Below are 18,598 nucleotides of genomic sequence, written 5' to 3'. Positions count from 1 at the left end.
GGCATGATACTGAAAGTGGGTTCAGTCTGCCAACAGTTTGGTGATTAATGCGTCATGTCGCTGCTTCTGGCGGCTCATACGCAGTCGTTCTGCGCGAAGAATGGTTTTGAGATCGCTCAGCGCGGCATCAAAATCATCATTCACAATAAGGTAATCATATTCCGCGTAATGGCTCATTTCTGCAACTGCCTGTTCCATACGCTTTGCGATGACTTCTTCACTGTCCTGACCGCGGCCACGCAGGCGGCGATCCAGCTCATCCTTCGACGGCGGTAAAATAAAGATACTGCGCGAGTCAGGCATTTTCTTGCGAATTTGCTGTGCGCCCTGCCAGTCGATGTCGAGGAACACATTCACGCCCGTCGCCAGAACCTGCTCAATGGTTTCACGCGAGGTGCCGTAGTAGTTACCGAACACTTCTGCGTGTTCAAGAAACGCATCTCTGCCGATCATCGCTCTGAACTCGTCGTGATCCACAAAGAAATAGTGTTCACCGTGCACTTCACCCGGACGCGGCGCTCGCGTGGTGTGAGAAACAGAAACCTGTGTGTCGTACAACGGTTGGGTTTTTAACAGTGCCTGAATAAGGCTGGATTTACCCGCGCCGCTAGGGGCAGAAACAATATAAAGCGTGCCTTGAGCCATGAGAGTCTTTTGTATGTGTTAACGAAGAAGTCCTACATACGGGCTTATTATACACGTCGCCGCTGTGTGACGTAGCCTTTGTCACACTTTTTCCCCTGGATTATTGAATTTTGCGTACCGTTTTCAGGTTTTACCTGCGGTTTGCAGCAATAAAAATTAACGCTGGATAGCGCCTCGCAACGTGAAAGGTTGCTATTAGCGTCGTTTCTCACGTCAGGTTATACCTCCTGCATTGCAAAGGAGGGATAGCGATGTGGCGGTGGATAAGCGGGTTAATGCTGTTGTGGTGTGGTTACGGGGCGGCGGTGTGCCCGGTGTGGTCACAGGCAAAAGCCGAAAAAGAGATTGCGTCATTAAGCGCACAAATCAAACGCTGGGATGAAGCTTACTGGAAGCTGGGGGTGAGCGAGGTCAGTGACGAAGTGTATGACCAGCTCAACGGCCGTTTAACCCAGTGGCAGCGCTGTTTCGGCAACGATTTTGCTGAGAGCGCCCTTCCTGCGCTGGAGGGAAACGTAAAACATCCTGTTGCCCATACGGGGGTACGTAAAGCAGCCAGCAAAGAAGCGCTGGGTCACTGGATGCACGGCCGGAAAAATCTCTGGATGCAGCCAAAAGTTGATGGCGTGGCTGTGACGCTGGTGTATCGCAACGGAAAGCTAGCGCGGGCCATCAGCCGTGGTAATGGGCTAAAAGGCGAGGACTGGACGGCCCGCGTGCGTTTGATCCCGTCCGTGCCCAAGGAGGTATCCGGCGCGCTTGCAAACAGCGTCTTACAGGGGGAGCTTTTCTGGCTACGCGAAAACCACGTCCAGCGGCAGATGGGCGGAATGAATGCTCGCGCAAAAGTGGCAGGCGCGATGATGCGACAAAAGGACAACGCGCTTTTGAGCCAGACCGGAATATTTATCTGGGCCTGGCCGGATGGACCGAAGGGAATGGAAAACAGGCTGTCTGAGCTGTCCAGCGCAGGCTTTTCCCTGACGGCGCGCTATACGTTGCCCGTACAAGCGGTTGATTCTGTTGAAAAACAGCGTTTGGCCTGGCAAAACACGGCATTGCCCTTTGCCACGGATGGCATAGTGGTTCGGTCTGCGGAGCCACCTACAGGGGAGAGTTGGCTGCCCGGCGAAGGCAACTGGATTATCGCGTGGAAATATTCGCCTGCGGCACAGGTGGCAGAGGTCAGGAATATTCTTTTTTCCGTGGGGCGCACGGGCAAAATTTCTGTCGTGGCGGCACTTGAGCCTGTGCAGTTGGACGATAAACGGGTGCAGCGAGTGAGTCTCGGTTCGGTTGGGCGCTGGCAGAGGCTGGATATTGCCCCGGGCGATCAGATCCAGGTCAGCCTGGCAGGGCAGGGTATCCCCCGGTTTGATAAGGTGGTCTGGCGAGGGGCGGACAGACAAAAACCAGAGCCTCCGGCCTCGCGTTATCACTCCCTGAGTTGCTTTTATGCCTCGCCGGAGTGTATGGAACAGTTCTTTGCCCGGCTGACGTGGCTCAGTTCAAAGCAGGTATTCAACATTGAAGGATTAGGTGAGTCAGGCTGGCGGACACTCTGGCAGGCGCATCATTTTGAACATCTCTTTTCGTGGCTGCTATTAACGCAGGAGCAACTGCAGTCGACGCCGGGATTCTCTGCCGCACGCGGGCTGGCGCTCTGGCATCGCTTTAATCAGGTGCATGAGCAGCCTTTTATCCGCTGGATTATGGCGCTGGGTGTTCCGCTGCCACAGGCCTCGCTGAAGGCGTTGGAAGATGTGTCGTGGCAGAAGATGAGCGAACGCAGTGAAAAGGCCTGGCAGGCCTTGCCGGGGACGGGAGCGGAGACGGCGCGGCAAATCGTTGCCTGGCTGCACGCGCCAGAGATCGATGTGCTGGTCAGGTGGCTTGCTCAGCAGCACATCAATGGGTTCTGAGATCAGTGGGCGCTGTGCTTATAGTGAAACACGGGCAATCCGAGCTTCAGACGCAGCGCCAGCATGCGGGCCGTAAAGCCAAACAGCAGCGTGGAGATGACCACCACGTCGTGGTTTGAAACGTAATGCTGCAGGGCAATGTAGAGCACCGCTGCGGCGAAGGAGATACCGGCATACAGCTCTTTTTGGAAGACCAGAGGAATGCGTTTGCAGAACATATCGCGCAGCACGCCGCCGAAAACGCCCGTCACCACGGCAGCAATGGTGGCGATAACCGGGCCTTCCCCCATATCGAGCGCGATTTGCGCGCCGATGATAGAAAAGACGATCAGCCCCAGTGCATCAAGCACCAGGAACAGGCGGCGAAGGTGCGGCATAACGGGTGCCACGATGGTGGTTAATACGGCGGCCGTTGCGACGATAATCACATACTCAGGATGCTTCACCCAGCCGAGCGGGTAATGGCCAAGCAGGATATCGCGCACGGAACCGCCGCCCAGGGCGGTTGCAGTGGCAATAATGATCACACCGAAGGTGTCCATCCGGCGACGCCCGGCGGCGAGAGCGCCAGTCATGGCTTCGGCGGTGATACCAATAAGATAAAGAATGTGAAGCAGCATATACCCTCCGGTGTGAACGCGGAAAGGTTAGCGATTTGTGCGCAAGATCACGATTGAGATTTTCTAAGGCGATTGGGTTTCACCTATAAAATTTAATCAATACATGTTGAATATCTTTGATACTTGGCTGCTGAATTAGAAAAGAGGTGATAATTCGGATTAGAAATAATAATGAATGGCGTCAGCCGACGCCATCCAAAAAGCGATTACTCGATATTCTGGATCTGCTCGCGCATCTGCTCAATCAGAACCTTGAGTTCAATCGCTGAGTTGGTCACTTCAGCGTTGATAGACTTAGACGCCAAAGTGTTCGACTCGCGGTTGAACTCCTGCATCATAAAGTCCAGGCGGCGGCCTACAGCTTCCTTCTTCTTCAGGATGTTATAGGTCTCTTTCACGTGCGCTTCCAGACGATCCAGCTCTTCGGCAACATCGATACGCTGCGCCATCAGCACCAGCTCTTGTTCCAGACGGGTGTTTTCCAGCTGAACTTCCGCTTCTTCCAGCTTGGCGACCAGACGCTCGCGCTGCCACTGCAGCACTTCCGGCATATGGGCGCGAACCTTCGCCACTTCAGCGCTGACGCCTTCAAGGCGCTGCTCAATCATCGCTTTTAGCGCCTGACCTTCAGTTTCGCGGGCAACGATAAAGTCATCCAGCGTGCCGTCGAGGGCTGCCAGAATTTCTGCTGCAATCGCGTCCAGATCCTGCTCGCCGGCGGCCATGACGCCAGGCCAGCGCAGAATATCAACGGGGTTGATTTCGCCTTCATCGCTCTGCATTTTGACCCAGTTCGCCGCATTCACGAGCTGTTTTGCCAGCTTCTCGTTGAGGATCAGTTCGCCCTGCGCGCTTGCATCGGGCTCAAAACGCAGGTTGCATTCCACTTTCCCGCGGGTCAGACGCGAACGGATACGCTCGCGCACTACAGGTTCAAGGCTGCGGAACTGTTCCGGCATACGGAAATATGTTTCCAGATAGCGCTGGTTTACCGAACGCATTTCCCAGGTAGCGCTACCCCAGCTACCCTTGATTTCACGCCGGGCGTAGGCGGTCATACTGCGGATCATAGACATTCCCGTTTTTAAAGGAGAGATGGGGGGATTATAGCTTTCGGGGGCTTCTCAGGATAGGAATAAGCGTCCTTTATCCGTATAATGCGCAGCCACATTCGTTTCAAGCCGGAGAATCCATCATGCGTCCATCAGGTCGTAGCGCCAATCAGGTGCGTCCCGTCACCCTGACCCGTAACTATACAAAACACGCTGAAGGCTCCGTGCTGGTTGAGTTTGGTGACACCAAAGTGCTTTGCACCGCGTCCATCGAAGAAGGTGTTCCGCGCTTTCTGAAAGGTCAGGGCCAGGGCTGGATCACCGCAGAGTACGGCATGCTGCCGCGCGCGACCCATACCCGTAACGCCCGTGAAGCGGCAAAGGGTAAGCAGGGTGGACGTACCATGGAAATCCAGCGCCTGATCGCACGTGCGCTGCGCGCCGCCGTTGACCTGAAAATCCTCGGTGAATTCACTATTACCCTGGACTGCGACGTGATTCAGGCAGATGGCGGCACGCGTACCGCGTCCATTACCGGTGCCTGTGTGGCGCTGGCCGATGCCCTGAACAAGCTGGTTGCAGCCGGTAAGCTGAAAACCAACCCTATGAAAGGGATGGTCGCGGCGGTTTCCGTGGGGATCGTTAATGGTGAAGCGCTTTGCGATCTGGAATACGTTGAAGATTCTGCCGCCGAGACGGACATGAACGTGGTGATGACCGAAGATGGTCGCATCATTGAGGTGCAGGGGACGGCGGAAGGTGAGCCGTTCACCCATGAAGAACTTCTCTCCCTGCTGGCGTTGGCCCGAGGGGGAATCGAATCCATTGTAACGACGCAAAAAGCGGCGTTAGAAAATTGATTTTAAAGGCGACCAATGAGTCGCCTTTTTTTTGCCTGTAAGACAGAAAAAACCAAAGGAGCGAATCCATGAAATCGTATCAGCGCCAGTTTATTGAGTTTGCGATTAATAAACAGGTACTTAAGTTTGGCGAATTTACGCTGAAATCCGGGCGTAAGAGCCCGTATTTCTTCAACGCCGGGCTGTTTAATACCGGGCGCGATCTGGCACTGTTAGGCCGCTTCTATGCCGAAGCGCTGGTGGATTCCGGGATTGATTTCGACCTGCTGTTTGGCCCGGCGTACAAGGGCATTCCGATTGCAACCACCACGGCGGTGGCGCTGGCGGAGCACCATGACCGTGATGTGCCGTACTGCTTTAACCGCAAAGAGGCCAAAACCCACGGTGAAGGCGGTAATCTTGTGGGCAGCGCGCTGCAGGGCCGCGTGATGCTGGTCGACGACGTGATTACCGCAGGCACCGCGATCCGTGAATCTATGGAGATTATCCAGGCCAACGGTGCGACGCTGGCTGGCGTGCTGATTTCTCTTGATCGTCAGGAGCGCGGTCGCGGCGATATCTCTGCTATCCAGGAAGTAGAGCGTGATTACAGCTGCAAAGTGACCTCTATCATCACCCTGAAAGACCTGATTGCGTATCTGGAAGAGAAGCCAGAGATGGCGGATCACCTGGCGGCGGTGCGGGCGTATCGCGAAGAGTTTGGCGTGTAATTGAATTGCCCGGCGGCGCTACGCTTACCGGGCCTGCGGTGCTACTGCAGCTGCGCTGCCACTAACGGCCAGCGGGCGTCAAAATCGTCCGTTGGTCGGTATTTGAATTCGCTGCGCACAAAGCGGGAGAGCATGCCTTCACAAAACGCCAGTATCTGGCTTGCCAGCAATGTCTCATCCGTATTGTATCCTTCGCCTTCACGCATTTTCTTCTCGCGCAGCACCTGGCGCAGCTGCGCTTCAATACGCTCAAAAAGCTGATTGATGCGGCCCTGCAACCTGTCCTGCTCAAACATTAGCGCGTGGCCGGTCAGGATACGGGTTAAACCCGGATTGCGCTCCCCAAAGCCCAGTATTAACAGCACAATCAGACGAAGACGCGCGGTGGTATCTTTTTCATCTTTCAGAATCAGGTTAATGCGCGTGATCAGACTGTCTTCAATAAACTCGATCAGGCTGTCGAACATTTTTGTTTTGCTGGGGAAATGACGATACAGCGCCGCCTCAGACACGCCCACAGAGGCGGCCAGTTTGGCGGTGGTGATGCGTTGACTGCCATCGCTGGATTCAAGCATCAGAGCCAGAGATTGAAGTATTTCTTCGCGACGATTCCTTTTCGCGGTTTGTTTTTCTGCCATGTTACAAAATACCCCTGAAAATAAGCACTTGCCAGGCTGGCATCCACACAGCGACCGCAAACTGACGTTTGCGGTTTGTTATTGCGTTATGGCGCTGCGAGATACGTGTGTCGGGCGGTTATTTGCGCCCGGAATGGCCGAAGCCGCCTTCGCCACGGTCGGTGGCATCAAAGTCTGCCACCAGGTTAAATTCTGCCTGTACCACCGGTACAAAAACCATCTGCGCGATACGCTCGCCCGGTTCAATGGTGAAGCTGTCCTGACCACGGTTCCAGACGGACACCATCAGCTGACCCTGGTAGTCGGAGTCGATCAGGCCGACCAGGTTACCCAGCACTACGCCGTGCTTATGGCCCAGACCCGAGCGCGGCAGGATCACTGCCGCCAGAGACGGGTCTGCAATGTGGATCGCCAGGCCAGTCGGGATCAGGGTAGTGGCACCGGGAGCCAGTTCTACGGCGTCATCGAGACAGGCGCGCAGGTCAAGTCCGGCAGAGCCGGAGGTGGCATAGGTTGGCAGCGGGAATTGCTCGCCAACACGCGGGTCCAGAATCTTAACGTCGATTTTTTTCATCATAACGGGTAACGATCTCGTCCAGTAATTGTTGGCCCAGGAGTTCCTTGCGCTCAAGCGGTAAGATTTTATCTCCATCCTGCCAGAAAAGGTGCAGTGCGTTGCTGTCGCTATTAAATCCTTGCGTGGCCAGCGATACGTCGTTCGCGCAAATTAAATCGAGGTTTTTGCGGGTACGTTTTTGCCGGGCATATTCTTCCACATTATTCGTTTCTGCGGCAAATCCAACAACGTAAGGACGATGGCTTTTTAATGCGGCGACACCGGCAACAATGTCCGGGTTTTTCACCATTTTCAGTGTTAATTCATCGCCTTGCTTTTTAATTTTAGACTCGGCGATGGTCTCGGCGCGATAGTCTGCCACGGCCGCACAGCCGATAAAAATCTGCTGGCGTTGCGCATGAGCCTGCACGGCGGCTTCCATCTCCAGCGCGGTGGTAACATTAATACGCTGTACAAAAGGTGGCGTAGGTAACGAGACCGGGCCGCTGACCAGCGTGACGTTAGCACCGCGTTTTGCCGCTGCGGCAGCAATCGCAAAGCCCATTTTGCCGGAGCTGTGGTTGGTGATGTAACGCACCGGGTCCAGCGGCTCGCGCGTCGGGCCCGCGGTAATCATGATGTTGAGATGTTGCAGGTCGTTGACAGGTGAAAAATGGGCGGCGGCCATATCCACAATCGTCAGCGGGTCGAGCATACGCCCCGGGCCAACGTCGCCGCAGGCCTGGCTGCCGCTGTCCGGGCCCCAGACAAGCAGGCCGCGCGAAGCCAGCGTCTCCAGATTATGCTGGGTGGCGGCATTGCGGTACATCTGCTGGTTCATGGCGGGCACAACGGCGACGGGGGCAGGCGTCGCGAGGCAAATGGTCGAAACCAGATCGTTCGCCATACCGGCCGCCACGCGGGCAATTAAATCTGCCGTGGCAGGGGCAAGAATCACCAGATCGGCCCATTTCCCAAGCTCAATATGCCCCATCGCGGCTTCGGCGGCCGGATCGAGCAGGCTGTCAGATACCGGGTATCCTGAAACCGCCTGCAGGCTCAGAGGGGTGATAAAGGCTTTACCGCCTTCGGTTATCGCGACCCGCACGTCCGCCCCGCGCTCGCGCAGACGACGCACCAGCTCCGGCGCTTTATAGGCAGCAATGCCGCCGCTCACGCCAAGAACGATTTTTTTACCGGCCAGGCTCATCATGATTCTTTCCTGTTGGGTTTCACCAGAGAGCGGGCATTTTACCACAATCCCAAATAGGGGGTGATGAAGTCCTTTATGCACTTTGCGAGGCGCTACGCAAGAACGAAACCTCAGCGTCGAGCCCCGGATTTGCCTGTGGCAGCATAATGGCAAACAGAAGGAGGCCGGGCATGGAAGAGACTGAACTGCTGCTACCGCGCGAAAAAATGCTGCGTCATGGCGTCGCGTTATTAAAAGACGAGGAGCTGCTGGCGCTCTTTTTACGTACAGGTACGAAGGGAAAAACGGTATTTACGCTGGCGAAAAATCTGATAGACCATTTTGGTTCACTACATGGTTTGCTGACAGCCGAACTGGAGGCATTTACGCACGTAGAAGGCATTGGCGTCGCGAAGTATGCCCAGTTACGGGGTATTGCTGAACTTGCCCGGCGATTTTATAACGTACAGATGGAGGAGCAAGATCCGATCCTTACCCCTGACATGACCCGCGAATTTTTGCAAAGCCAGCTATCTGGTCTGGAGCGGGAGATCTTTATGGTGATCTTTCTCGACAACAGGAACCGGGTACTGAAGCACAGCCGCCTGTTTTCGGGTACACTGAGCCACGTTGAGGTACATCCGCGTGAAATTGTGCGTGAAGCGATAAAAGTGAATGCAGCGGGGGTGATCCTCGCGCATAATCACCCCTCTGGCTGTGCAGAACCGAGCAGAGCTGACAAAGAAATCACCGAACGCATTATCAAATGCTGTCAATTCATGGACATTCGTGTTCTGGACCATCTGATAATTGGCCGCGGAGAGTATATTTCTTTTGCAGAACATGGCTGGATTTAGGCTATTTCTCGCGATCCATCGGGATCTTTGTCTGTTCGGGACTTGAGCACACCGCCGAGTCAGCGTATACTACGCCACCTTTGAGAATCTCGGGTTTGGCATTTGGGCCTGGCAATCGAGAGTTCACTTAGAACTACGCGATGACCGGGCTGTAAAGCCTGACGAGGCGCCGATACCCCATACGAAGCTCGAGCTAATTTGATTTTTGGAGAATAGACATGTCCCGAGTCTGCCAAGTTACTGGCAAGCGTCCGGTGACCGGTAACAACCGTTCCCACGCACTGAACGCGACTAAACGCCGTTTCCTGCCGAACCTGCACTCTCACCGTTTCTGGGTTGAGAGCGAGAAGCGTTTTGTCACCCTGCGTGTATCTGCTAAAGGTATGCGTGTAATCGATAAGAAAGGCATCGATACAGTTCTGTCTGAACTGCGTGCCCGTGGCGAAAAGTACTAAGTACTTAAAGAGGAAATAAATCATGGCTAAAGGTATTCGCGAGAAAATCAAGCTGGTTTCTTCTGCTGGTACAGGTCACTTCTACACCACCACGAAGAACAAACGTACTAAGCCGGAAAAACTGGAACTGAAAAAATTCGATCCAGTTGTACGCCAGCACGTACTGTACAAAGAAGCTAAAATCAAATAATTTTAGCCTCCTTGTATTGAAAAACCCCGCAACTGCGGGGTTTTTTGCATTCTGCATCTCAACGGAGGAACCATGCCTGAATTACCTGAGGTAGAGACCAGCCGTCGCGGCATTGAGCCCCATCTGGTCGGCGCGACTATTCTTCATGCCGTCGTTCGCAATGGACGACTGCGCTGGCCGGTGTCCGATGAGATCCACGCGTTAAGCGACAAACCCGTCCTTAGCGTGCAGCGCCGCGCGAAATACCTGCTGCTGGAGCTGCCTGACGGCTGGATCATTATCCATCTTGGGATGTCCGGGAGCCTGCGCATCCTGACCGAAGAACTGCCTGCGGAAAAACACGATCACGTTGACCTGGTAATGAGCAACGGCAAAGTGCTCCGCTACACCGATCCGCGGCGCTTTGGCGCGTGGCTGTGGACGAAGGAGCTGGAAGGACACAACGTGCTGGCGCATCTGGGCCCTGAGCCGCTTTCAGACGCGTTTAATGCGGACTACCTGAAAGAGAAGTGCGCGAAGAAAAAGACCCCGATCAAGCCCTGGCTGATGGATAATAAGCTGGTGGTCGGCGTGGGGAATATTTACGCCAGTGAATCGCTGTTCGCGGCCGGGATCCATCCCGATCGGCTGGCCTCGTCGCTGTCCGCGCAGGAGTGTGAGCTGCTGGTTCGGGTCATTAAAGCAGTGCTGCTGCGCTCGATTGAGCAAGGCGGGACCACCCTGAAGGATTTTCTGCAGAGCGACGGTAAACCAGGCTATTTTGCCCAGGAGCTGCAGGTGTATGGCCGTAAGGGCGAGCCATGCAGGGCATGCGGGACGCCGATTATTGCCACGAAGCACGCCCAGCGCGCCACGTTCTACTGCCGCCAGTGTCAGAAATAGAACTACTTTAGCTTTTCCATCAGCGCCAGGTGGACGTTATCCGGCAGGAAATGGGTAACGTCCCCGTGATGGCGCGCCACCTCTTTTACCAGCGTGGACGAGATAAACGACCACTCTTTTGACGGCATCAGGAATACGCTTTCCAGCTCCGGCATCAGGTGGCGGTTCATGTGCGCCAGCTGCATCTCATACTCGAAGTCTGCCACCGCGCGCAGGCCACGAATCAGAATATTGGCCTGCTGGGCGCGGGCGAAGTTCGCCATCAGATCGCTGAACCCGACAACTTCAACATTCGGCAGGTGCGAAATGGCGTCGGTGGCAAGTTGCACGCGCTCGTTGAGATCAAACATCGGCTTTTTGCTGGGGCTGGCGGCAATCGCCAGGATCACCTTGTCGAACATGCACGCTGCACGGGTAATGATGTCAAGATGACCGTTAGTGATCGGATCGAAGGTACCCGGATAAATCGCTTTTGTGCTCATGGCTCACGTTTTCTCTGAGTAGCCGCGGCAGAGCGCCCACAGCTCGGTGTATTTGTTGAAAGTATACTGGGCATTCACTACCGCCAGTAACCAGCCCTGCTTACCATCCAGCACGCCGCCGCGCAGCAGCAGCGTTTTCAGAAACGCGCCCAGCGTGTGGGTGAAGATTCCTGTCAGCGAGGCCTTCTTGCCGCGCTGATGGCGTTCCTGCGCCCATGCGGTGGCATAGTTGAGCTGCTTTTGCTGGAAGCTGGCGAAATCACGGCAGGTCAGATGCAGCAAATCACCCGTCAGGGGGATGACCTGTGCGCCGTCGCAGGCCAGTGACTCATGGACAAGATTGTCGTTGTACTGAAAGCGCCCGCGCTCGTAGAGGCGCATTACGCGATCCGGATACCAGCCGCTGTGGCGCATGAAGCGGCCAAGGAAGTAGTTGCGACGCGCGATGCTGTATACAGCGCCAGGCTGGGGTGAGGAAAGCACCGCCTGAATGGCCTGCTGGAGTTCCGGGGTGACGCGCTCGTCGGTGTCGATCATCAGCACATAATCGCCCGTGGCGTGACCCTGCGCGCGCTGGCGCTGAATGCCGTAGCCCTGCCAGTCGGTATCGGTAAAGACTTTTGCGCCCGCAGCCCGGGCGATGTCCACCGTGTTGTCCGTGCTTCCGGAGTCGAGGATAACAATTTCGTCAGCCCAGGCGACGGAGGCCAGGCAGTCCGGAAGCAGATCGGCGGCGTTTTTGGCGATCATGACGACCGACAGACGCGTAGACATTAGTGGCTCCGCTGAGGCAGATAAGGTTGCAGAAGCTGCAGCAGACGGGTGAGTGCGCCCTGGTTCTGGTGCAGCACTTCGACGGCGTGGCGACCGTACCACAGGCGGTAATCTTCGTCCGTCAGAAGGGTTGAAACCTCTTTGACCACCGAGTCCGCATCTGTCACGGTAATTAAACCATCGGCCTGCTGCAATTTAGCGCAGATATCTTTGAAGTTAAACGTGTGTGGACCCATCAGCACAGGAATGGCGTGGGCTGCCGGCTCCAGCGGGTTATGGCCTCCGCGCTCCACCAGGCTGCCGCCAACAAAGGCGAGGTCAGCAATGCCGTAGAGCAGCATCAGTTCGCCCATCGTATCGCCAATCACCACCTGGGTACTGCCGGAAGGGATCTCTCCGCTGCTGCGCAGGGTGAAGCTGAAGCCGCCTTTCTGCACCATTTCGCGGGCATCTTTAAAACGTTCGGGGTGACGAGGCACCAGAATCAGCAGTAGGTCCGGGAAGGTTTCCAGCAGCTTACGGTGCGCCTGCAGGATAATCGCCTCTTCGCCCTCATGAGTACTGGTCGCTATCCAGACCTGGCGACGCGGAGCCCACTGGCGGCGCAGCGTGATGGCGCGGGCGGCCAGTTCAGGGGTAACGGAAATATCGAATTTCAGGCTGCCGGTCACGGCAAGCTGGTTGCGCTTCAGGCCCAGGGAGATAAAGCGCGCCGCGTCTTCTTCGTTCTGCGCGGCAATCAGCGTGATTTTGCTCAACAGGCGGCGCATAAATTTGCCCAGCTTGCCGTAGCCTTTCGCCGAGCGCTCTGACAGGCGCGCGTTGGCAATCACCAGCGGAATTTTACGGGCGTGCAGAGCGGAAATCATGTTCGGCCACAGCTCGGTTTCCATCACGATCACCAGCTTCGGGCGAACGGTGTTCAGGAAACGATTCATAGCGCAGGGCAGATCGTAAGGGAGGTAGACGTGATGAACGTCTTTGCCAAACGCGGATAACGCGCGCTCTGAGCCGGTTGGCGTCATGGTGGTGACGGTAATCGGCAGAGACGGGTAGCGGTGGCGCAGAGCGCGAACCAGCGGGATCGCCGCCAGCGTTTCACCGACAGAAACGGAATGCAGCAAAATACCGTCCGGGGCGACTTTATTGCGGCAAAAGCCATAGCGTTCAGCCCAGCGTTTACGATACGCAGGCGCTTTACGGCTACGAAGCAACAGTCTCAGCCACACCAGTGGCTGAATGATATAGAGCAGGGCGGTATACAACAATTCCAAGCGATTATCCGTCTTTTTAGTTTCGGCGGGCAAATTCTAAGCATTTAAGCCAGGTAAAGCTATCTCTTATGCCAGATACCGTTTTAAACGGAAGTAGCGTCGGCCCAGGCGCCAGCGCAAACGCGGGCTTTTGGCACTTTTCCAGATAAGCTTCCAGATCCCGGTGTCGAAGAACTCTTTGATAATCATTGTTTTCTTTGTCTCATCCTTCATGTTGTCGAAGGTATGAATGATCCCCAGCCCCTCTTTGGCGATTTGCCAGTGGCAGGCGGGGATATTTTTCACTTTATCCGGGTAACGCTGGTTAATGGCATCAAGCATCTGCAGGATTTTCATGTAGTGGCGCGCGGAGCGGATCAGCGTGTCGTCATTATCCGGCGTATGCGATACCGAGGCAGAGTGAATGTAGTAGTCATAAAAGCGTTCACTGGTGTACTGAACGCGCTCTGCGGCAAGCAGCACCTCGGTGGTCCACGGGATATCCTGATGGCGCAGCCCGGGTTCGAAATGGAAACTGTGTTTACGAATAAAATCGTGGCGATAAATATTAAGCCAGGTCACGTGCAGGAACTTACGTGAATCCAGCGCCATCTTTAACCATGCCGGGCCCGTCATAACGCCCGTTGAGGCGAGTTTATCCTCGGGGAAGATAGGTCGAGACGGTTTCTTATCATTTTCCCAGACGTAGTTGCCGTTGCAGGTGGCGACATCCAGATCCTGCGTGACGGCCATATCCAGCAGACGCTGGTACATGCCAGGTTTGAAGACGTCATCAATATCCGGGAAAGAGAGATACTGACCGGTTGCAACGGCCAGGCCGGTATTCCGCGCAATGGAAACGCCCTGGTTTTGCTGTTCAATCACCTGCATCTGCGGCAGTTTTTCACGCCAGCTTTCGACGATCTGCATCGAGCGGTCAGTCGAGCCATCATTGACAATAATGACTTCCATGCTGTCGATGCGTTGATTCACAAGGCAGGTAAAGAACTGATCCAGAAAAGCTTCGCCGTTATAAACGGCAACCACCACGCTTAACAATGGCGCTGAATTTTGCATAAGAAACCTGATTATTTTTGATTGTCGACCAAAGCAATGTACTGCTGGCAAATGGCATTGATACCGAACGACGAAATCGTTGCATCGCCAACGACCGGCGGGGCGGTATAAATATCGACCAGGGTTTTTGCCAGTGACGCGTCATTTAGCTCTGCCAGCCCGCGCGATAAGGCGCCGGTGAGGATTTCTGCGGGGCCACCCGGACAATTGGTACTGACCGGTGGCGTCTGGCAGATAATGGATTCCACCAGCACATTACCAAAACCTTCGCAGTCAGAACTTAACACTAAGAGGCGTGCCCCTTTAATCCAGGGGTAGGGATTGGAGTCGAAGGGACGGAAAACCGTCTTGTCTTCAATACCCAGGTCGCGGGCAAGCTGTTTGAGCTTTTGAATTTTGGCTTCGGAACCATTGCCCATCATGACAAGCGTAGTGTCGAGCTGGCTCTGTGCGAACGCGCGTAAAAGACGGTCGTGGCGTTTGTGTTCATGGAAGCGGCCGACATGGATGATGTAATCCTTCCCTTGCATCTCGAAGGGGGCATCCGCCAGACGCTGAATTTCAGGGATATCAAAAGGATTGTGGATAACCGCTTTACGCCGGAGTTTCAGAGCCAGGGTCTCGGAAAGGTCTTTCAGCACGGCGCCTGAGACGGCGACAACGTTTCGGTTTTCATAGGTATGACGAATTTTAAGATGCTTAAACCAGCGCGACAGCCCGCTGCGATGGCGAAGATAGGAGAAAGAGAACATGCCATGCACACAGAACCAGACTTTTTCACGCTCCAGCGCGCGGCAGTGCGCCACAATGCGGTCAGTTTTGTGCAGATGAGAGAACACAACGTCAAATTTTCCGCTGCGCTCAGCCCGCTCAATTGCCTGATCCAGCAGGCGGGCTCGGCGTGGGATCTCCGTCAACTTGCGCCACGGTTTTTTGCAGGTATCCTGGACCACCTGATAATCAATGCCTTCCGGGATGGCGTAATCACACACTTTCCGCAGAGAGAAAAGGGAGACCTGATGCCCCATTTCCGTTAATCCGCTGGAAAGTGTAAGAACTGTTTTTTCAGCTCCCCCACCGGGTAAACCATCAATAATCATTAGGATGCGCATTTTTAATCCAGTAATTTTTGATAAAGCGAAATAAGCTGACTTGACAGTTTTTCGGGGGTGGCGTCTTTTACCCGTTCACGTGCCGCTTGCCCCATCGTGTTATTTTTTCCCAGAGAAGGAGTGGCTGCAATTGCCTCCTTCAATGTGTTGATATCCAGGGCGTCACAATAAAATCCGTTCTGGCCTTGCTGAATAAATTCAGCGCCTCCGCAACTCTCTGAAGTAATGACGGGCAAGCCGCAGGCCATCGCTTCAAGAATGACGTTTGGAAAGGGATCATACAGCGTTGGCAACAGTAAACCATCGGATAGCTGATAAAAAGGCAGCGTTTCTTTCTGCATCCCCAGGAAACGGATTTGCCCTTCGCAGCCCAATGAACGGGCGAGGTCACGATAACGATGTTCTGCTTTATCCTGTCCAACCACAATCAGCCAGGCTGAAGTTCCTGCGATAGCGCGTATGGCGCTGGCCAATCCTTTTCGTTCAAAACCCGATCCTACAAAACAGAACACCACGGCATCGGCTGGCAAACCAAATTGCTGACGCAACGCGGCACGCTGTGCTTCCTGGGCTGGAACGAAGCGGCTGGAATCAATTGAATTATAAATCACATGTATCTTTTTTGCGTCAATATCAAAGTCTTCAACGATTTCGCGTTTGATCATCTCCGCATTACAGATAACCGCTTTCAGCTCTGGCGCCTGGTACATTTCACGCTCGGCGTGCATCACGTAGCGGTGATAGCGGTCGACCATTAGCATTTTCGCGCGCCAGGCGGGCAGGATGCGCGCACGCTGTAGCAGCCAGCGGCGATGAACGCCATCGCCAGCGCGGTAGATATCACAGCCCGGAATCCGCTCGTGGCTTTGCACAATATCAAACTGCTGTTGCTGCCACAGCGCGCGGGCAGCATGGGCAAACCCGCGTTCGCGGCTAATTCGGCCCCATTTGCGCGGGTCGCAAATATGGATATGCCAGTCGTCCTGTCTCTCGCCCTGCCATTCACGCGTAATGACGTTGAGTTCAAGATTCTGATTGCTCAGCGCGGTGAGCGCACGTGAAACGAAGCGCTCCGCTCCGCCATCAGGGCGATACTTTTGGCGAACAATCGCCAGACGATGGTGTTTCATGACAAATATCTCCTTGCAGCGGAGACGACAGCATCAACAGGAATGGCGTCGAGATAGCGTTCTTTCGTTTTGGTATCAATAGCGTCGGGATCGGGAAGGGGACCGTAGTCGCCAGCCCAGATGACTTCACCGTTGACTTGCCATGGAGACCAAAACGTCAGTTTGGAAGGGCCAAACAGCGCCACGCAGGGCGTCTGCAGCGCGGCGGCCATATGCATCGGAACGGAGTCAACGCCAATAAAAAGACACGCGTGATCGATGAGTGAGGCCAGCTGGCGCAACGTTAGCTGTCCCGCCAGCGAGACGATCCCCGTTTTCGGTGAGGCGGCGAGTATGCGATCTATCATCGCCAGCTCTTTTTTATCCGGCCCGGCCGTGAGTACAACGGTATGCCCATCCTGCTGCAGCGCGGAGATGGTTTGCGCCATTTTGCTTTCATCCCAGCATTTGAAGAACCAGCGTGATGTCGGCTGAATGACGATGTAGTTATCGCCCACTCCTTTTTGCACCAGCTGCTGGCGTGCGTGGTGCCAGTCTTCTGCGCTGTAGGCCATGGTAACTGCTGGCTCAGGCGCGGCCTGTAATGGTGACAGAATGGAGAGATTTTGTTCGACAGTGTGCAGGGATTTGTGATTTGCAACAGAGACTAAATCGCTATGACAGAAACGCCAGAATGGATTGTTGCGTTTGTTAAAGGCGAATCCGAGGCGAACCGGCGCACCGGTGAAACGGGTGACGATAGCGCTACGCCACTGATCGGCAAGATTTATCACCAGATGATAATGTTGCTTTCGTAACGCGCAGAGCAGCTGCCACTCCTTTTGAAGGTGCTTTAGCGTGCCCAGTTGCTTCCATTTACGATCGATTCCATAAATAGTGCCAATCGTCGGATGCGCGGCGAGCATATCGCGCGTTTCTTCATACAACAGCACGTCAATTTGCGCTTGTGGCCATTTTTGACGTAATGAATCAATGACGGGGGTGGTCAATAACATATCGCCATGATGGCGGAGTTTGATCAGTAGAATGCGCAAATCAGGCGTGTCAGGTAAGTTATTCATCATCATCTTATCGGCGTTGTACTGTTGGCAATTCTAATAGACCTGGTAGCGACTTGCACTCTTTCTCCATAATCTCAGGAATTTCCCAGGAAGGGTTTACTCAGGCTTTGGAGAGTGCGTAACATAGCGCTAACTTCCCTGTCATGCGGACTCATTATGAAAAAACCAGCGTTTATCATCACGATTGATACTGAGGGCGATAATCTCTGGCAGAATCACCGCGTCATTAAAACGGAAAATGCGCGCTATCTGGCCCGGTTCCAGGCCCTCTGTGAGCGTTTTGGTTTTAAACCCGTATGGCTGACAAACTATGAGATGGCAATCGAGCCCGTTTTTATTGAATTCGCCAGGGACGCGATCGCTCGCGGTCAGGGGGAGGTGGGAATGCACCTTCACGCATGGAATAGCCCACCTGAGCACGATCTCACGGGAGATGACTGGCGCTGGCAACCGTATCTGATTGAATTTTCAGACGAGGTGATGCGTGAGAAAGTGCTGTTCATGACCCGTCTGCTGGAAGAGACATTTCAGACCAAAATGCTGAGCCACCGCGCCGGGCGTTGGGCATTTGATAGCCGCTATGCAAAATTGCTCGTTGAACTGGGCTACCAGGTTGATTGCTCCGTGACGCCACGCGTGAACTGGCGCAATGCGAAAGGTGCTCCGCAGGGCAATGGCGGAACGGATTATCAGCATTTCCCCGACCACGCCTATTTTATGGATTTAGATACTATTTCCCGGGCGGGAAATAGCCCCTTACTCGAAGTGCCGATGAGCATTCAGTATAAACATCCGGCCTGGTTGAACACGATCAAACAGGGATACGATCGGCTTCGCGGTAAATATCGCTCGCCTTCCGTGAACTGGCTACGACCGACCGGTGGCAATGCGTCGCAGATGATTCAGGTCGCGCAGCAATGCCTGTCGCAGGGACAGGATTATGTGGAGTTTATGCTTCACTCGTCTGAATTTATGCCAGGCGGAAGTCCGACCTTTAAAGATGAGGCGGCGATTGAAGGTTTATATCAGGATTTAGAAGCGCTTTTTAGCTGGCTATCCGATAAGACGGTGGGGATGACGCTGGCGGAGTTTTATCAATACAAGAAAAAATAATGCCCGGCTGGCGGGCA

At 54.6% G+C, this 18,598-nt stretch carries 21 protein-coding genes; 8 read left to right on the top strand and 13 right to left on the bottom strand.

Translation table 11 applies throughout. The features are described 5' to 3' along the window. Window positions 1–21: 21 nt before the first annotated feature. On the bottom strand, window positions 22–645 hold the full coding sequence (gene gmk, locus IM299_RS19055; RefSeq protein WP_010426438.1) for a guanylate kinase: 624 nt from the start codon (window positions 643–645) through the stop codon (window positions 22–24). Between the two features lie 251 nt (window positions 646–896). Between gmk and ligB the strand changes: the two genes are divergently transcribed. Next, window positions 897–2,567, top strand: coding sequence for an NAD-dependent DNA ligase LigB (ligB, locus tag IM299_RS19050; protein ID WP_045630234.1), 1,671 nt, complete (start codon window positions 897–899; stop codon window positions 2,565–2,567). Between the two features lie 2 nt (window positions 2,568–2,569). On the opposite strand, the gene IM299_RS19045 is transcribed toward ligB, so the two are convergent. Together IM299_RS19045 and IM299_RS19040 are read right to left on the bottom strand one after the other, a co-directional pair. Continuing rightward, window positions 2,570–3,187, bottom strand: a complete 618-nt coding sequence (locus tag IM299_RS19045) for a trimeric intracellular cation channel family protein (RefSeq protein ID WP_023334014.1) — start codon at window positions 3,185–3,187, stop codon at window positions 2,570–2,572. Window positions 3,188–3,393: 206 nt separating this feature from the next. After that, on the bottom strand, window positions 3,394–4,257 hold the full coding sequence (locus IM299_RS19040; RefSeq protein ID WP_193357945.1) for a YicC/YloC family endoribonuclease: 864 nt from the start codon (window positions 4,255–4,257) through the stop codon (window positions 3,394–3,396). Window positions 4,258–4,382: 125 nt separating this feature from the next. Here IM299_RS19040 and rph point away from each other — a divergent pair, with 125 nt between their 5' ends. Beyond that, window positions 4,383–5,099, top strand: coding sequence for a ribonuclease PH (gene rph / locus IM299_RS19035; protein ID WP_010426431.1), 717 nt, complete (start codon window positions 4,383–4,385; stop codon window positions 5,097–5,099). A 68-nt stretch (window positions 5,100–5,167) separates the two neighbouring features. Next, on the top strand, window positions 5,168–5,809 hold the full coding sequence (gene pyrE / locus IM299_RS19030; RefSeq protein ID WP_041911672.1) for an orotate phosphoribosyltransferase: 642 nt from the start codon (window positions 5,168–5,170) through the stop codon (window positions 5,807–5,809). Window positions 5,810–5,850: 41 nt separating this feature from the next. On the opposite strand, the gene slmA is transcribed toward pyrE, so the two are convergent. The 3 genes from slmA to coaBC all read right to left on the bottom strand — a co-directional run bounded on the left by slmA (window position 5,851) and on the right by coaBC (window position 8,213). Then, on the bottom strand, window positions 5,851–6,447 hold the full coding sequence (slmA, locus tag IM299_RS19025) for a nucleoid occlusion factor SlmA (protein ID WP_028015015.1): 597 nt from the start codon (window positions 6,445–6,447) through the stop codon (window positions 5,851–5,853). A gap of 118 nt (window positions 6,448–6,565) precedes the next feature. Continuing rightward, complete coding sequence (gene dut / locus IM299_RS19020) at window positions 6,566–7,024, bottom strand: dUTP diphosphatase (protein WP_015570042.1); 459 nt, start codon at window positions 7,022–7,024, stop codon at window positions 6,566–6,568. Beyond that, complete coding sequence (coaBC, locus tag IM299_RS19015) at window positions 7,002–8,213, bottom strand: bifunctional phosphopantothenoylcysteine decarboxylase/phosphopantothenate--cysteine ligase CoaBC (RefSeq protein ID WP_028015016.1); 1,212 nt, start codon at window positions 8,211–8,213, stop codon at window positions 7,002–7,004. Before coaBC ends, dut begins: the two co-directional genes overlap by 23 nt. 173 nt (window positions 8,214–8,386) lie before the next feature. On the opposite strand from coaBC, the gene radC reads away from it, so the two are divergent. The 4 genes from radC to mutM all read left to right on the top strand — a co-directional run bounded on the left by radC (window position 8,387) and on the right by mutM (window position 10,579). Further along, on the top strand, window positions 8,387–9,052 hold the full coding sequence (gene radC / locus IM299_RS19010) for a DNA repair protein RadC (RefSeq protein ID WP_028015017.1): 666 nt from the start codon (window positions 8,387–8,389) through the stop codon (window positions 9,050–9,052). Window positions 9,053–9,270: 218 nt separating this feature from the next. After that, a complete protein-coding gene (gene rpmB, locus IM299_RS19005) occupies window positions 9,271–9,507 on the top strand; it encodes a 50S ribosomal protein L28 (protein WP_002436699.1) in 237 nt (78 codons plus the stop codon). A 22-nt stretch (window positions 9,508–9,529) separates the two neighbouring features. Beyond that, a complete protein-coding gene (gene rpmG, locus IM299_RS19000) occupies window positions 9,530–9,697 on the top strand; it encodes a 50S ribosomal protein L33 (RefSeq protein WP_003024094.1) in 168 nt (55 codons plus the stop codon). Window positions 9,698–9,769: 72 nt separating this feature from the next. Then, on the top strand, window positions 9,770–10,579 hold the full coding sequence (mutM, locus tag IM299_RS18995) for a bifunctional DNA-formamidopyrimidine glycosylase/DNA-(apurinic or apyrimidinic site) lyase (RefSeq protein WP_028015018.1): 810 nt from the start codon (window positions 9,770–9,772) through the stop codon (window positions 10,577–10,579). 2 nt (window positions 10,580–10,581) lie between these two features. Here mutM and coaD read toward each other — a convergent pair whose 3' ends face one another. The 7 genes from coaD to rfaQ all read right to left on the bottom strand — a co-directional run bounded on the left by coaD (window position 10,582) and on the right by rfaQ (window position 17,474). Next, window positions 10,582–11,061: a pantetheine-phosphate adenylyltransferase gene (gene coaD, locus IM299_RS18990; protein WP_045260067.1), complete on the bottom strand. Its 480-nt coding sequence runs from the start codon at window positions 11,059–11,061 to the stop codon at window positions 10,582–10,584. 3 nt (window positions 11,062–11,064) lie between these two features. Beyond that, on the bottom strand, window positions 11,065–11,835 hold the full coding sequence (locus tag IM299_RS18985) for a glycosyltransferase family 2 protein (protein WP_041911668.1): 771 nt from the start codon (window positions 11,833–11,835) through the stop codon (window positions 11,065–11,067). Then, window positions 11,835–13,109, bottom strand: coding sequence for a lipid IV(A) 3-deoxy-D-manno-octulosonic acid transferase (waaA, locus tag IM299_RS18980; protein WP_028015020.1), 1,275 nt, complete (start codon window positions 13,107–13,109; stop codon window positions 11,835–11,837). The genes IM299_RS18985 and waaA overlap by 1 nt, the downstream gene beginning before the upstream one ends. 66 nt (window positions 13,110–13,175) lie before the next feature. Further along, a complete protein-coding gene (locus tag IM299_RS18975) occupies window positions 13,176–14,165 on the bottom strand; it encodes a glycosyltransferase (protein ID WP_028015021.1) in 990 nt (329 codons plus the stop codon). Between the two features lie 11 nt (window positions 14,166–14,176). Continuing rightward, a complete protein-coding gene (locus IM299_RS18970; protein ID WP_045630237.1) occupies window positions 14,177–15,277 on the bottom strand; it encodes a glycosyltransferase in 1,101 nt (366 codons plus the stop codon). Window positions 15,278–15,279: 2 nt separating this feature from the next. Then, window positions 15,280–16,407 carry a glycosyltransferase family 4 protein gene (locus IM299_RS18965; RefSeq protein WP_041911666.1) on the bottom strand — a complete coding sequence of 376 codons (1,128 nt, stop codon included), beginning with the start codon at window positions 16,405–16,407 and terminating at the stop codon, window positions 15,280–15,282. After that, window positions 16,404–17,474 carry a putative lipopolysaccharide heptosyltransferase III gene (gene rfaQ, locus IM299_RS18960; RefSeq protein WP_193357944.1) on the bottom strand — a complete coding sequence of 357 codons (1,071 nt, stop codon included), beginning with the start codon at window positions 17,472–17,474 and terminating at the stop codon, window positions 16,404–16,406. Before rfaQ ends, IM299_RS18965 begins: the two co-directional genes overlap by 4 nt. Window positions 17,475–17,624: 150 nt before the next feature. On the opposite strand from rfaQ, the gene IM299_RS18955 reads away from it, so the two are divergent. Next, window positions 17,625–18,581: a polysaccharide deacetylase family protein gene (locus IM299_RS18955; protein ID WP_048958493.1), complete on the top strand. Its 957-nt coding sequence runs from the start codon at window positions 17,625–17,627 to the stop codon at window positions 18,579–18,581. Window positions 18,582–18,598: the final 17 nt, after the last annotated feature.

Origin of the sequence: Enterobacter cloacae complex sp. P47BA, assembly GCF_014930485.1 — a bacterium.
GTDB classification, from domain to species: Bacteria; Pseudomonadota; Gammaproteobacteria; order Enterobacterales; family Enterobacteriaceae; genus Enterobacter; species Enterobacter bugandensis.
This window is presented reverse-complemented; position numbering and strand designations above follow the sequence as displayed.

Coding starts and splice junctions, on each gene's coding strand:
- gmk (WP_010426438.1), bottom strand. CDS start 645: ATGGCTCAAGGCACGCTTTATATTGTTTCTGCCCCTAGCGGCGCGGGT.
- ligB (WP_045630234.1), top strand. CDS start 897: ATGTGGCGGTGGATAAGCGGGTTAATGCTGTTGTGGTGTGGTTACGGG.
- IM299_RS19045 (WP_023334014.1), bottom strand. CDS start 3,187: ATGCTGCTTCACATTCTTTATCTTATTGGTATCACCGCCGAAGCCATG.
- IM299_RS19040 (WP_193357945.1), bottom strand. CDS start 4,257: ATGATCCGCAGTATGACCGCCTACGCCCGGCGTGAAATCAAGGGTAGC.
- rph (WP_010426431.1), top strand. CDS start 4,383: ATGCGTCCATCAGGTCGTAGCGCCAATCAGGTGCGTCCCGTCACCCTG.
- pyrE (WP_041911672.1), top strand. CDS start 5,168: ATGAAATCGTATCAGCGCCAGTTTATTGAGTTTGCGATTAATAAACAG.
- slmA (WP_028015015.1), bottom strand. CDS start 6,447: ATGGCAGAAAAACAAACCGCGAAAAGGAATCGTCGCGAAGAAATACTT.
- dut (WP_015570042.1), bottom strand. CDS start 7,024: ATGATGAAAAAAATCGACGTTAAGATTCTGGACCCGCGTGTTGGCGAG.
- coaBC (WP_028015016.1), bottom strand. CDS start 8,213: ATGAGCCTGGCCGGTAAAAAAATCGTTCTTGGCGTGAGCGGCGGCATT.
- radC (WP_028015017.1), top strand. CDS start 8,387: ATGGAAGAGACTGAACTGCTGCTACCGCGCGAAAAAATGCTGCGTCAT.
- rpmB (WP_002436699.1), top strand. CDS start 9,271: ATGTCCCGAGTCTGCCAAGTTACTGGCAAGCGTCCGGTGACCGGTAAC.
- rpmG (WP_003024094.1), top strand. CDS start 9,530: ATGGCTAAAGGTATTCGCGAGAAAATCAAGCTGGTTTCTTCTGCTGGT.
- mutM (WP_028015018.1), top strand. CDS start 9,770: ATGCCTGAATTACCTGAGGTAGAGACCAGCCGTCGCGGCATTGAGCCC.
- coaD (WP_045260067.1), bottom strand. CDS start 11,061: ATGAGCACAAAAGCGATTTATCCGGGTACCTTCGATCCGATCACTAAC.
- IM299_RS18985 (WP_041911668.1), bottom strand. CDS start 11,835: ATGTCTACGCGTCTGTCGGTCGTCATGATCGCCAAAAACGCCGCCGAT.
- IM299_RS18975 (WP_028015021.1), bottom strand. CDS start 14,165: ATGCAAAATTCAGCGCCATTGTTAAGCGTGGTGGTTGCCGTTTATAAC.
- IM299_RS18970 (WP_045630237.1), bottom strand. CDS start 15,277: ATGCGCATCCTAATGATTATTGATGGTTTACCCGGTGGGGGAGCTGAA.
- IM299_RS18965 (WP_041911666.1), bottom strand. CDS start 16,407: ATGAAACACCATCGTCTGGCGATTGTTCGCCAAAAGTATCGCCCTGAT.
- rfaQ (WP_193357944.1), bottom strand. CDS start 17,474: ATGATGATGAATAACTTACCTGACACGCCTGATTTGCGCATTCTACTG.
- IM299_RS18955 (WP_048958493.1), top strand. CDS start 17,625: ATGAAAAAACCAGCGTTTATCATCACGATTGATACTGAGGGCGATAAT.